Annotated in this window: 12 protein-coding genes; 2 read left to right on the forward strand and 10 right to left on the reverse strand. The window is 54.7% G+C overall.

What is annotated here, in order from left to right:
• Nucleotides 1-76: 76 nt before the first annotated feature.
• Complete coding sequence (locus tag ACHH0Z_RS08320; RefSeq protein ID WP_008500421.1) at nucleotides 77-1,342, forward strand: dicarboxylate/amino acid:cation symporter; 1,266 nt, start codon at nucleotides 77-79, stop codon at nucleotides 1,340-1,342.
• A gap of 96 nt (nucleotides 1,343-1,438) precedes the next feature.
• Here the strand turns inward: ACHH0Z_RS08320 and cheW are convergent, their stop codons facing one another.
• The 6 genes from cheW to flhD form a co-directional block, all read right to left on the reverse strand.
• The gene (gene cheW / locus ACHH0Z_RS08325; RefSeq protein ID WP_008500420.1) at nucleotides 1,439-1,942 is read right to left on the reverse strand and encodes a chemotaxis protein CheW; all 504 of its coding nucleotides are present in this window, start codon (nucleotides 1,940-1,942) and stop codon (nucleotides 1,439-1,441) included.
• Nucleotides 1,943-1,961: 19 nt separating this feature from the next.
• On the reverse strand, nucleotides 1,962-3,998 hold the full coding sequence (gene cheA, locus ACHH0Z_RS08330) for a chemotaxis protein CheA (RefSeq protein ID WP_045410506.1): 2,037 nt from the start codon (nucleotides 3,996-3,998) through the stop codon (nucleotides 1,962-1,964).
• Nucleotides 3,999-4,002: 4 nt separating this feature from the next.
• Nucleotides 4,003-4,932: a flagellar motor protein MotB gene (gene motB, locus ACHH0Z_RS08335; RefSeq protein ID WP_008500418.1), complete on the reverse strand. Its 930-nt coding sequence runs from the start codon at nucleotides 4,930-4,932 to the stop codon at nucleotides 4,003-4,005.
• Nucleotides 4,929-5,816, reverse strand: a complete 888-nt coding sequence (gene motA, locus ACHH0Z_RS08340; protein ID WP_008500417.1) for a flagellar motor stator protein MotA — start codon at nucleotides 5,814-5,816, stop codon at nucleotides 4,929-4,931. The genes motB and motA overlap by 4 nt, the downstream gene beginning before the upstream one ends.
• Before the next feature lie 123 nt (nucleotides 5,817-5,939).
• On the reverse strand, nucleotides 5,940-6,518 hold the full coding sequence (gene flhC, locus ACHH0Z_RS08345) for a flagellar transcriptional regulator FlhC (RefSeq protein WP_008500416.1): 579 nt from the start codon (nucleotides 6,516-6,518) through the stop codon (nucleotides 5,940-5,942).
• Between the two features lie 2 nt (nucleotides 6,519-6,520).
• Nucleotides 6,521-6,871 carry a flagellar transcriptional regulator FlhD gene (flhD, locus tag ACHH0Z_RS08350; protein WP_008500415.1) on the reverse strand — a complete coding sequence of 117 codons (351 nt, stop codon included), beginning with the start codon at nucleotides 6,869-6,871 and terminating at the stop codon, nucleotides 6,521-6,523.
• Nucleotides 6,872-7,666: 795 nt separating this feature from the next.
• Between flhD and uspC the strand changes: the two genes are divergently transcribed.
• Nucleotides 7,667-8,095, forward strand: coding sequence for a universal stress protein UspC (gene uspC, locus ACHH0Z_RS08355; protein ID WP_008500414.1), 429 nt, complete (start codon nucleotides 7,667-7,669; stop codon nucleotides 8,093-8,095).
• Nucleotides 8,096-8,110: 15 nt separating this feature from the next.
• Here uspC and otsA read toward each other — a convergent pair whose 3' ends face one another.
• The 4 genes from otsA to araG form a co-directional block, all read right to left on the reverse strand.
• Nucleotides 8,111-9,535 carry an alpha,alpha-trehalose-phosphate synthase gene (otsA, locus tag ACHH0Z_RS08360; protein WP_008500413.1) on the reverse strand — a complete coding sequence of 475 codons (1,425 nt, stop codon included), beginning with the start codon at nucleotides 9,533-9,535 and terminating at the stop codon, nucleotides 8,111-8,113.
• Nucleotides 9,510-10,313 carry a trehalose-phosphatase gene (otsB, locus tag ACHH0Z_RS08365; RefSeq protein ID WP_032652519.1) on the reverse strand — a complete coding sequence of 268 codons (804 nt, stop codon included), beginning with the start codon at nucleotides 10,311-10,313 and terminating at the stop codon, nucleotides 9,510-9,512. Before otsB ends, otsA begins: the two co-directional genes overlap by 26 nt.
• Nucleotides 10,314-10,489: 176 nt before the next feature.
• Nucleotides 10,490-11,479 carry an L-arabinose ABC transporter permease AraH gene (araH, locus tag ACHH0Z_RS08370; protein WP_171843394.1) on the reverse strand — a complete coding sequence of 330 codons (990 nt, stop codon included), beginning with the start codon at nucleotides 11,477-11,479 and terminating at the stop codon, nucleotides 10,490-10,492.
• 11 nt (nucleotides 11,480-11,490) lie between these two features.
• Complete coding sequence (araG, locus tag ACHH0Z_RS08375) at nucleotides 11,491-13,005, reverse strand: L-arabinose ABC transporter ATP-binding protein AraG (RefSeq protein WP_395149511.1); 1,515 nt, start codon at nucleotides 13,003-13,005, stop codon at nucleotides 11,491-11,493.
• Between the last annotated feature and the right edge of the window lie 52 nt (nucleotides 13,006-13,057).

Consider the following 13,057-nt stretch of genomic DNA (forward strand, 5'->3'; position numbering starts at 1 on the left):
AATTTCCCGCGTCGTAATAAAAAATTTATATGTATCGGTGCGGGCTACATCTGAAGCGCATAGAGGGTCTTTTTTCGTGGCAAGTGCAAACAAACTCACACTCTTCATCGTGATATTCATGCTGGCGGGTATTCTTTCAGGGGCAGCAATTCATGAATATGCATCTGCGGATGCCATCAAAGCCTGGTCGGATAATATTACCCTTCTGACCGATATTTTCCTGCGACTGATCAAAATGGTCATTGCGCCGCTGGTCTTCAGTACGCTCACCGTCGGCATTATGAAGCTGGGCGAAACCTCCACCATTGGCCGCGTGGGCGGCAAAGCGATGGTATGGTTTATCAGCTCATCCGTGCTCTCAATTCTGGTCGGCCTGTTTATCGTCACGCTGGAGCATCCGGGCAGCGGACTGAACCTGACCGTCCCGACCGAGGCGGTGGATACCGGTCTGGCCGTTGGGGGCATGACGCTGAAAGCGTTCCTGTCTCACACCATTCCGACCAGCATCGCGGGGGCGATGTCGAACAATGAGATCCTGCAGATTGTGGTGTTCTCAATGTTCTTCGGCATTGGCGGCGCGTCGCTGGGGCAGAAATTCAACGCCCCGCTGGTGGCCGCGCTGGACGTGGTTTCTCATATTATGCTGAAGGTCACAGGCTACGTAATGTACGTTGCGCCGCTGGCCATTTTCGCGGCAATCTCCTCCGTCATCGCCACGCAGGGCCTGGGCATTCTGTTGAACTATGCCTCCTTTATTGGCGGCTACTATGTTGCCATTCTTCTCACCTGCATGGTGCTGCTGGCCGTGGGTTACATGGTGCTGAAAAAAGAGGTGTTCCGCCTGGTCAGCATGCTGAAAGATCCGGTTCTGGTGGCGTTTACCACCAGCAGTTCTGAAGCGGCCTACCCTAAAACGCTGGAGCAGCTGGAGCGTTTTGGCTGCTCGCGCAACATCGCCTCTTTCGTACTGCCGATTGGCTACTCCTTCAACCTGGTGGGGTCGATGGTGTACTGCTCATTCGCCTCGATGTTTATCGCGCAGGCGTACAACATTCATCTGAGCTTCTCTGAGGTGACGGTGCTGATGCTGACCCTGATGCTGGCCTCAAAAGGGATTGCGGGCGTACCGCGCTCCTCGCTGGTGGTGCTGGCCGCGACGATCCCAAGCTTTAACATTCCGGTCGCCGGTATTCTGCTGCTGATGGGGATCGACCACTTCCTGGATATGGGCCGTTCCGCAATTAACGTTCTGGGTAATGGTATTGCGACCGCCATGCTGTCGCAGAATGAAGGCGCGCGGGACGCGGAAGCTGAAGCTGAACTGGTAAAGCAGGAAGCGTAATGGCATGAAAAAGCCGGGTGGCGGCTTTGCCTTACCCGGCCTACAAATGGCTCGAACACGTAGGCCGGGTAAGCGTCAGCGCCACCCGGCTTTGTTTTAGGCTACGTGACTCGCGGCGATATCCAACAGCGCCATCTCATCGCTGTTCAGCAGCTTCTCAATGTTCACCAGAATCAGCATACGCTCGCCGAGCGCGCCCAGACCGGTCAGGTATTCGGTCGACAGCGTGACCGCAAACTCTGGCGCAGGACGAATCTGATCAGAGGTCAGGGAAAGCACGTCAGACACGCCATCCACCACGATCCCCACCACGCGCTGCCCCAGATTCAGGACGATCACCACGGTGTTGTCGTTGTAGTCAACGTCGCCCTGGCTGAACTTCACGCGCAGATCCACGATGGGCACAATGACGCCACGCAGGTTGGTGACACCTTTAATAAACGCAGGCGTGTTAGCGATGCGGGTAACCTGGTCGTAACCACGGATTTCCTGCACTTTCAGGATATCGATGCCGTACTCTTCATCGCCTAAAGTGAATACCAGAAATTCCTGTCCTGATGGCTCGCCCGCCAGTTTCGTTACATTACTCATACCGGTCATGTTATTACCTTCTACTTAATCAGGCGGCTGTGTACGCCACACGTTGTTCACGATTTAATCCCTGAAGCGCCGACACGTCGACGATCAGCGCCACGCTACCATCACCCAGAATGGTGGCGGCAGAAATACCCGGCACTTTGCGGTAGTTGCTTTCGAGGTTCTTCACCACCACCTGGTGCTGACCAATCAGCTGATCGACCAGCAATGCGTAGCGGCGGCCCGCGCTTTGCAGGATCACCACGATACCCTGCGTGGCCTCGGTCTTCGCCCCGTCCACTTCGAACACTTTCCACAGTTCCACCAGCGGCAGGTACTCACCGCGAACCTCGAGTACGCGCTCGCCGCCCGCCAGCGGATGCAGATCTTCCTCACGCGGCTGGAGGGATTCCATCACGGCGTTCAGCGGGAGGATAAAGACTTCGTCCGCCACTTTGACGGACATGCCGTCGAGGATCGCCAGCGTCAGCGGCAGCAGGATGCGAATGGTCGTGCCGGAACCCTGTTTGGACTGGATCTCAACGTGGCCGCCCATCTCCTGGATGTTACGTTTCACCACGTCCATGCCCACGCCGCGCCCGGAGACGTCGGTCACCTGCTCTGCGGTAGAGAAGCCCGGTGCGAAGATCAGCATGCCCACTTCTTCGTCGGTCATGTTTTCATTGACCGCCATTCCCTGCGAAATCGCTTTTGCCAGGATGCGCTCGCGGTTCAGACCGGCGCCGTCATCGGTCACTTCAATGCAGATGTTTCCGCCCTGATGTTCCGCAGACAGGATCAGATTCCCGACCGGGGATTTCCCTGCGGCAATGCGGTTTTCCGGCAGTTCAATACCGTGGTCGAGGCTGTTACGCACCAGGTGCGTTAACGGGTCAATGATGCGCTCGATCAGGCTTTTATCCAGTTCGGTTGAGCTGCCCATCAGGGTCAGTTCAATCTGCTTGTTCAGCTTGCTGGCGAGATCGCGAACCAGACGCGGGAAGCGGCTGAAGACATATTCCATCGGCATCATACGGATGGACATGACCGATTCCTGCAGATCGCGGGCGTTACGCTGCAGCTGGCCCATGCTGGTAATCAAATCCCCGTGGGTGACCGGGTCGAGTTCGTTTGAACGTTGCGCCAGCATCGACTGGGTGATCACCAGTTCGCCCACCAGGTTAATCAGCTGATCAACCTTCTCAACGGCGACACGGATGCTGGTTGACTCGCTGGAGCGCGCGGCAGGTTTTTCACCACGGCCCGGTGCAGCAGCCTCTTTTGGCACCGCCTTGAGCGCCGGAGCCGCAGGCGCCACAGCCGGTGCGGCAGCCTGAGCGACAACAGCCACCTCTTCCACAGCCGCAGGAACGTCAACCGCGACCGTTTCGGTTTCGAAGGCGATTTGATCGGCTTCAATCACAAAGCACAGCACCGCCACGATATCGTCCTGGCCAATACCGTCATCAAGCGTCGCGGCCAGGCTGTCTTTGCCTTTAACCACGTTGCTTAATTTCGCCAGGTTACCCAGCTCTTCTTCCAGCAGGTTAACTTCATTCTCTTTCAGGCGAGACAGTACCACGCGCAGTTTGCCCGCCGGTGCGTCGGCAGGGGCAGACGCCTGCGCGGCAACCGTATCCACAACGCTCAGTTTTGCGGCAGGAACCACGGCTGCGGAAACCTCACCTTTGGCTTCCAGCGCGAGCTGGCGCAGCGCATTGCAGATGTATTCAAAGCTGGCGGCATCAGGCTCTGCCGAACTTTTATAGGCGTCGAGCTGTTCCTGCATAATATCTTTGGTTTCCAAAAACAGGTTGATAATGTCGGTATTGAGCTGCATCTCACCGCGTCGTGCTTCATCAAGCAGGTTTTCCATTAAATGGGTCGTTTCCTGCAGGATGGTAAATCCAAACGTTCCGGCTCCGCCTTTAATGGAATGCGCCGCACGGAAGATGGCATTGAGCTGCTCGGAATCCGGTGCTTCGGGCACCAAATCGAGCAAGTGTTGCTCCATATCGGCCAACAATTCGTCGGCTTCATCAAAGAATGTCTGGTAAAAATCGCTAATATCCATGCTCACGCTATCACCTCGGATTGGCTGGTGGCGATGTTGGAACGGCAGCCGAAGGAACGGCCCCAGGCTGTTTTAAATCGTCCAGTGACTCATTCTGACTTTCGGCGTTTTCATGCAGGATGGCCTGCTCCGCCTGCTGGTTCAGCACTAAAAGACTGATACGACGGTTGATGGCATCATCCGGCCCGCGGTCGGAAACGCGCATGGTTGCGGCCATGCCGACTACGCGCAGTACCTTGCCATCATCAAGCCCACCTGCCACCAGCTCGCGGCGCGAGGCGTTGGCACGGTCGGCAGAAAGTTCCCAGTTGCTGTATCCCTTCTCCCCACTGGCGTAGGGGAAATCATCCGTGTGGCCTGACAGGCTGATTCGGTTAGGAATGCCGTTCAGCACCGGTGCAATGGCACGCAGAATATCGCGCATGTACGGTTCGACTTCCGCACTCCCGGTTTTAAACATCGGGCGGTTCTGGCTGTCGATAATCTGGATACGCAGCCCTTCCTGCACCAGGTCAATCTTCAGATGCGGTCGCAGCGCGCGCAGCTTCGGATCCGCTTCAATCAGCTGATCGAGATCGCCACGCAGTTTCTTCAGGCGCGCCTGTTCCATCTTTCGTTTCAGCTCGTCGATGTTCGGCTCTTTTTTCACCTCACCCTTCTGCTGGGTGTAATCATCGCCGCCGCCCGGGATCGGGCTTTCGCTGTTAGAGATACGCGGCCCGCCGGCCACCGCCGTTGCCAGCGGCGTGCGGAAATATTCGGCAATCTGGATCAGTTCTTTTGGGCTGGAGATGGAGATCAGCCACATCACCAGAAAGAACGCCATCATTGCGGTCATAAAATCGGCGTACGCGATTTTCCACGAGCCGTGCGCGCCATGCCCACCGCCCTTGTGCTTGCGTTTTTTTACGATGACGATCGGATGGGACTGGTTTTTCATGCGTCCTCAGTTGTCGTCTGTTGGTTTGGGTTTTTCACCGCACGCACGTGTTCTTCAAGCTCGATAAACGACGGACGCTCGCTGGAGTAAAGCGTTTTACGGCCAAACTCAACCGCGATCGGTGGCGCATAACCGTTGAGGTTAGAGAGCAGCGTGATCTTCACGCACTGCATCATTTTGGTGGTTTCCGCGCTCTTCTGGCGCAGCACGCTGGCCAGCGGAGAGATAAAGCCGTACGCCAGCAAAATACCGAGGAAGGTGCCCACCATCGCATGGGCAATCAGCGCGCCGAGCTCGGCTGCCGGACGGTCTGCTGAGGCGAGGGCGTGAACCACCCCCATAACCGCAGCAACGATACCAAATGCCGGAAGCGAGTCGCCGACCAGCGCCAGGCTGTTGGCCGGCACTTCCGATTCGCTTTCATGGGTTTCAATCTCTTCATCCATCAGCGCTTCGATTTCGAAGGTATTCATGTTGCCGCTGATGATCAGTCGCAGATAGTCGACGATGAAATCCAGCATCATGGCATCAGCAAGAATGCGCGGATAGCTGGCAAAAATTTCGCTCTCTTTCGGGTTTTCAATATCCCGCTCAAGCGAGAACATGCCCTGCTGACGCGACTTCGCCATCAGGCGATAGAGCAGTGCCAGCAGATCCATATACATGCTTTTGGTGTATTTTGAGCGACGGAACAGCAACGGAATTGCCTTCAGCGTGCCCTTGATCGATTTACCGTTGTTGCCAACGATAAAAGCCCCTACCCCTGCGCCGCCGATGATAATAAGTTCAGCCGGTTGATAGAGTGCTCCAAGGTGCCCGCCGGTCATCATGTAACCGCCGAAAACTGTACCGAGAACTACCAGGTAACCTAATAAGATAAGCACGACATCATCCTTCCGCTAGTGACTATGGCAAGGACGTCCAGCTCGCAGCGTTGACCGTTCGCGGGGTAAAAAAAAGCAGCGGTAATCGCTTACCGCTGCTGGAATCTTTCCCACACGTTCGGGTTAAACAGCTTGTTCGATCTGTTCATCCAGCAGTTGTGGAATAATATCGGCAGCATCCCGGGAAAGTTTACGTCTTTTTACTGCACGGGAAGGAGGCTGACATAAACTACAGGCGAAGCTGCCTGCAGGTTGGTGAGCATGGGTAATAAAATTGCCGTTGCAGCAGTTGCAGCGCGACAGCTCAAGCATTCCGCTCTCAACAAAACGCACCAGCGTCCATGCGCGGGTCAGCGCCAGCAGAGGACCTTCTTCCTGCTGTGGGCATTGTTCAAGGTAAAGTTTGTAGGCTTTGATCACGGCGTCAACGCCGCTACACAAACCGGTTTTGAGAAGATACTGCCAGGCATTACAGAACATGGAAGCGTGAATATTCTGCTCCCACGTCATAAACCAGTCGGTAGAAAACGGCAGCATGCCTTTCGGCGGGGGACTACCACGTAACTCTTTGTACAGTTTGATGAGACGACCACGGCTCAACTGCGTCTCGCTTTCCAGCATTTGTAAACGAGCACCCAGCGTAATCAGCTCCATGGCCAACTGTATGTCACGCGCTTCCTGAACAATGCTTTTCTCGCTCATTGCTAGGCCCTTTTCTTACGGGCTACGTCATCAGGCTGGCTGATTTCGTTAAGCAAGCGAGTAGAGAGAAGAATACCGGTATGGATCTGTTGAAGATCGTCTACACGGGACTCCTGCGTCAGACGCGTTATAGTCTGAGAGTCATCGAAACGGAACTGGCAAACCAGTTGATTCGTTTCAGCCAGTTTAACCATCTGCGGGAGGGTTAAACCACCCAGCATGGTTGCCATCTCTTCGTTAATACCCAGACGAAACATCGCGGACGCCTTGTCCTGACTAATCAAACGCTGCGCGAGCAGTAAATACGACAAATTGATGTCATAGATATGTTTTAGCAACTCGGATGTATGCATTGTTCCCATCCCGAATAACCAACTATTATTTTTATGCGGAAAGACCGCACCCCGTGATGTCGCCGGGAAATCACCCGGTATAAAAAAGAAAAGGCTAAATGCATAGTTGAATTTAGGTTTGTATTCATCGAAACGCGTAAGAGAGGAAACGCAAATGCGTCTCTTACATGTTTTATCATTTCTTACAAATAACTAAGATTTTTCCTAATCCGACGCAAACTCTACTCGTCAGTTTTGACACATACAATCCAGCCATCCTCAAATTTAAAAAAAATGTGATCTACGTCACACAATTTAAGTGAATATGACCCATAAATCCATCAGTATGACTTGTAATTTGTTCAATTATTAACCAATCGACACTGTTTTGTATTCTTAATTGACGAATACTCATGCAGAAGGGGGATCAGAACTGGCATGCAACGTGCTTTTCCTCGGGTGGACGTCGCGCGGAAACATTTACATCATTCACCCCTCCGGGAAACATTTTTCTTACTGTGAAAAAACATAGAGTTATGCAGGCAGCCCAAAAAAGATGTTTCAGGGCGTGATCATTCGAAATGATTTTGTAACGCATCAAAACGATTCAACAGTCAAGGCATAAAATTGTGTGATTTACGTTAAGTTGTTAATTTTTTTCATTTAGGCGCATTTTTCAGTTATTCTTCTTATAAGAATAATTAATGAATAATTATGATAAGCTTCACACTAATGTCGTAATCAGCCCTTGCAGAACCCGGAAAATCGCGGTAAAGGTGATCAAACGCTGTCAGTCAGACACCCAAGGAGTGCGCCATGAGTTACTCCCATCTACTTGTTTCTGTTGCCGTTTCCCCAGAAAGCCATCAACTCGTCGCCCGGGCAGTTTCCATTGCCAGACCCCACAATGCCCGCATCAGCCTCATCACGCTTGCGGCCGAACCCGAGATGTATAATCAGCTGGCTGCCCCCATGCTGGAGGATATTCGTGAGGTGCTTCAGGAGGAAACGCAGCAATTTCTGCGCGAGCTGGTCGAAAAGGCACACTATCCTGTCTATGAAACCGTAATTGCGACAGGAGAACTTAATGCCCATATTCTCGACATGTGTCGTAAACAGAATATTGATTTAGTGATATGCGGGAATCATAACCACAGCTTTTTATCGCGCGCGGCCTGCGCGGCGAAATCCATTGTCGCATCAAGTCAGGTTGACGTGTTATTAGTGCCGCTTGGGGGGCGTTAACCCCCCAGGGAAATATCAGGCAAGTTTAGGGAAAGTTGCGATCTTTTTTTGTAAATCGCCTTCATGGCTTTGTGGGGCGATATCGCGGAGATCCTGAATAAAACGCGCCTGCCAGTGGTTAATATCGTTCTTCCGGATCGTCTCCATCATTTCAGCATGGCGGGAAATACGTTCCGTGAGCGGCATGGTCAGCGCGCGGTTCAGGGCATTCGCCACGTCATCGCGATCGTAAGGGTTCACAATCAGCGCCGAGGTAAGCTCATTTGCGGCCCCGGCAAACTGGGATAGCACCAGAACACCCGGATCGGCGGGGTCCTGCGCTGCCACATACTCTTTCGCGACCAGGTTCATCCCGTCGCGCAGCGGCGTCACCAGGCCGACGTCCGCGTAGCGGAAGACCTTCATCAGGATCTTGCGGTCGAAGTGCTGATTCAGATAAAACAGCGGCGTCCAGCCCAGCTGCCCGTAACGGCCATTAATGCGCCCGGCTTCTGTCTCCAGCTGATGGCGAATATCCTGATAGGCCTGAACCTCACCGCGCGACGTCGGCGCAATCTGGGTATAACGGATTTTACCGTGATGCTCCGGATATTTATCCAGCAGCGTTTCATACGCCAGGAAGCGTTCCGGCAGCCCTTTAGAATAATCAAGACGCTCGACCGAGAAGATATTTTTCACGTGCTTGAGTTCATTCTTAAGCTGCGCCAGCTTCGGCGGCAGCGGGCCGGAGGCCTGCTCCGCGATTTCGTCAGGTTCAATCCCTATTGGATACACTTCGGTGTGGAACGTTTTTCCCCACGCCGTATGGGTTTTCCCGCCTTTGGTCACCAGACGCGCTTTCCCTGACACGGAGTCAAGGAATGCCAGGCGGTCATTTTCCGTCTGGAAGCCCAGCAAATCGTAGTCACACAGCGCTTCCAGCAGCTCTTCATGCGGCGGCAGCGCGGTAAAAATTTCCGGCGTCGGGAACGGGATGTGCAGGAAGAAGCCAATCCGGTTATTCACTCCCCTCTTTCGCAGCTCTCTGGCGAACGGCAGCAGGTGATAATCGTGGATCCATAAAATATCGTCTTCCTCTATCAATGGCAGCAGTTTATCCGCCAGCAGCGCATTCACGCGCGCGTAGCCTTCGAAGGATTCACGCTGGAATTTGACCAGGTCAAGACGATAGTGAAACGCCGGCCACAGGACGGCATTCGAGAACTGCGAGTAATACTCGTCGTAGTCTTTCTCTTTCAGTGCAAACGACGCCCACGTGATGTTCCCGCGCGTCACTTTTGTGAGCGGTTTCTCTTCTTCACTGATTTCTCCGCTCCAGCCAAACCACAGCCCGCCAGCGGCTTTCAAGGCACCTAACACCCCTACCGCCAGGCCACCCGCACTGGCTTTTTTATCATCAGGCGGTGCGATTCGGTTAGAGACGACGACTAAGCGACCCATAATGGTTTCCCCCTTTGTTTTGCGCTATTTGTTGTTGTTGCTGGTTAGCGATATCAGATACCCACTGCCAGACGCTGGCGACATCCGCCAGCCGCCATTCGGCGACAGTGTCACCAGGCCCTACCTTAACGGCGATCCCTCCGGCCTGATTAACCACACGGAACCCGGCCTCGTCGGTCAGGTCATCCCCTAAGAAAACAGGCGTCCGGCCCTTAAATGGCGCCTCCGCCATAAAGGCGGCGATGGCAGCGCCTTTATTAATCCCCTTCGGCTTTAACTCCACCACGCATTTGCCCGGCTGCAGCGCCAGCTGTGGATGCGCATCCGCAACCGTCTGAGCAAGCGCGAGCACGGCATCTCCGTGCTGCGGTGCCTGGCGATAATGCAGGGCAAAGGCCATGCCTTTGGCTTCCAGCTCGGTGCCAGGCAGGTCGGCCAGCGCAGCAGAGAGCCGCTTCTGGAGCGTTTGCGTAAGTGCGTCGGGGAGTGAAACGATATGCGTTTGATCATGGATGTCGCGGCGCTCCGCTCCGTGTACACCGGCCAGCGGAAAGTGGTATGGACTGGCGAGCAGATCCAGCTCGGCCATTGAGCGCCCTGATATCAATGCCAGTGCTCCCTCATTCATGAGCGAGAGCTGATGCAAATCCTGTAACACCGCCTCCGGAATAGACACCTGATCGGGGTGCGGTTTTATCCCGGCGAGCGTGCCGTCGAGATCAAAAAAGAAAGCATAATGTCCGGGCAGTACAGGCGGTGCGGTTAACAAGTCAGCCACCCTTTTCCTCCTTACGGTTGACGAGAGGTAAACGCCTTTACCTCTTTCATAGCCATGTAAGTATAGACGGTGTGACGTCGCCCGCCTTTGGACACCCGCCCCGCCAGTTTTACTGGCGGGGCGGTGAAGGGGTCAACTATGGTTATAAGTTGAGCAATAAAAGAGGTGCCAAACGGTTACACGGTACGCTTCGCTTTTTGCTTGTAACGGTCGAAAATCACCGCTGCCAGCAGGATCAGACCACGCACCACGTACTGCGAGAACGGCGAAATATTCAGCAGGTTCATGGCGTTCTCTACCGTGCCCAAAATCAGGATACCGGCCACCACATATGAGATTTTTCCGATGCCGCCCTTGAGGGAAACGCCCCCTAACACGCAGGCCGAAATAACGATCAGCTCATAACCAATAGAGGTCATTGGCTGGCCGCTGGTCATACGCGACGCCAGAATAATCCCCGCCGCGGCAGAAACGAGCCCCGAGAGCACAAAGATAATAATCTTGGTGCGCACCACCGGCACCCCGGCCAGACGGGCGGCCTCTTCGTTACCGCCAATCGCCAGCGTATTACGGCCAAAGGTGGTCCGGTTAAGCAGGAAGCCGAACAGGATCAGGCAGGCCACGGTCAGCCAGATAGGCGCAGGCAGACCCAGCCAGTTGGCGTAACCCAGCGTAAAGAAACGCTCGTCTTCAATCCCCACCGCTTTACCGTCGGAGATGATATAGGCCAGCCCGCGGACAATTTGCATTGTCGCAAGCGTCGTGATCAGGGCGTTAATCTTCAGGCGCGCGATAACAAAACCGTTCACCAGACCGCTGATGACGCCGAGTAACAGACCGGCAAAAACGCCAATCCACAGGCTCTCCGTCATGTTGATCACCACGGCCGTCGTAACGCCTGCACAGGCAATCACCGACGCCACCGACAGGTCAAAATCGCCGGAGGCCAGACAGAACAGCATCCCGCAGGCCACCATCCCGGACATGGAGATGGCGAGACCCAGCCCCTTCATATTAATGAAGGTGGCAAAGTTGGGGACAAAGATCGCGCAGGCGACGAACAGTGCGGCAAACACCACCAGCATGCCGTACTGATCCCAGATACGCCCAACGCTCAACGCCGACTTCGACTTCGGCACTCCGGATGTAGTAACAGAGGACATCATTAACTCCTTACTCAGGCGACGGCCTGGCTAACTTTAGGCATGGCGAGGTTCAACGCCTGTTGTTCATTCGCCTGTTCATGAAGTAATTCGCCGGCAATTTCGCCTTCACGCATCACCACAATGCGGTCGGCCACGCCCAGCACCTCCGGCAGATCGCTCGAGGCGAAGAGCACCGCCACGCCGCGTTTTGCCAGCTCATAGATCACGTTATAAATCTCGTGTTTTGCCCCCACGTCGATACCGCGCGTCGGCTCATCCAGCAAGATGACCTTCATGTCCTCCGACAGCCAGCGGCCCAGAATGGCCTTCTGCTGCTTTCCGCCTGACAGATTCATGATCAGCTGTTCCGGACCCGGCGTTTTGATATTCAGTGAACGAATATGGTGGTCGGCATTGCTCGACTCCCAGCTATCGTTTATCAGGCAACCTGCGCGAATAAACTTACGGCGGGCGGAAATATTGATGTTGTCGCGTACCGAGTGCACCGGAATAATGCCCTCTGCTTTCCGGTCTTCCGGACAGAGCATCATTCCCGCCCCGATCGCGTGGGCCGGTTTCTGAATGTCTACCCGCTCGCCGTCAATGGAGACCTGCCCATCGGTAATACGGGTACCGCCGAACAGCCCTTTCATCAATTCGCTACGCCCCGCGCCTACCAGACCAAACAGGCCGACGATTTCACCGCTGCGTACGGATAACGAAATCGGCGTTCTGACGCCCGGCGCTTTTACGCTATCGAGGCGCAGACGCTCAGGGCCGTACTGGCGAGGCTGCCAGTGATAGATATCACCCAGATCGCGTCCGACCATCGCCTGAACAAGCTGGTCATGGTTCACCTGCGCCATGTCGGTAAAGGTGCGCACGTAGCGTCCATCTTTAAACACGGTGATGGCATCGCTGAGAGCAAATATCTCTTCCATGCGGTGCGAAACGTACAAAATCGTCCGGCCTTCCTGACGCAATTCGCGGATCACGCGGAACAGATTTTCGATTTCACGCTTCGAGAGCGAACTGGTGGGTTCATCGAAGGCAATTATTCTGGCGTTACGCGCCAGCGCCTTGGCAATTTCAACCATCTGCCACTGGCCGATGGAGAGATATTTCAGCGGCGTCTGGGGATCGACGTCCAGCCCCAGGTGTTTTAGCTGCAGCCCCGCTTCATAATTAAGTAGCGAACGATTCACCACGCCGCCTTTGTGCGGGAGCTGTCCTAAATAGATGTTTTCCGCCACGGTCATCTCAGGGATGAGGTGCAGCTCCTGATAGATAATGGCCACCCCGGCATTGAGCGCCGCCGTGGTATCGGCAAAAGAGACCTCTTCGCCGCGGATCGCCAGCGTGCCGGTTGTTGGCGAGTAGTTGCCGCTGAGGATTTTCAACAGCGTGGATTTTCCCGCACCGTTTTCCCCCATCAGGGCGTGAACCTGGCCGGCATAGCAGTCGAAGCTGATATCGGTCAGCGCGTTCACACCGGGGAAGGTTTTCCCGATGCCGCGAAAAGAGAGATACGGATCAGACTGTCGCATAACGTCTCCGTGATTCCTGTAGTGTGTACGTCAGGCCCCTCACGCAGTATGA

Source organism: Enterobacter cloacae complex sp. 2024EL-00227 (genome assembly GCF_043945315.1).
Taxonomy (GTDB): domain Bacteria; phylum Pseudomonadota; class Gammaproteobacteria; order Enterobacterales; family Enterobacteriaceae; genus Enterobacter; species Enterobacter roggenkampii.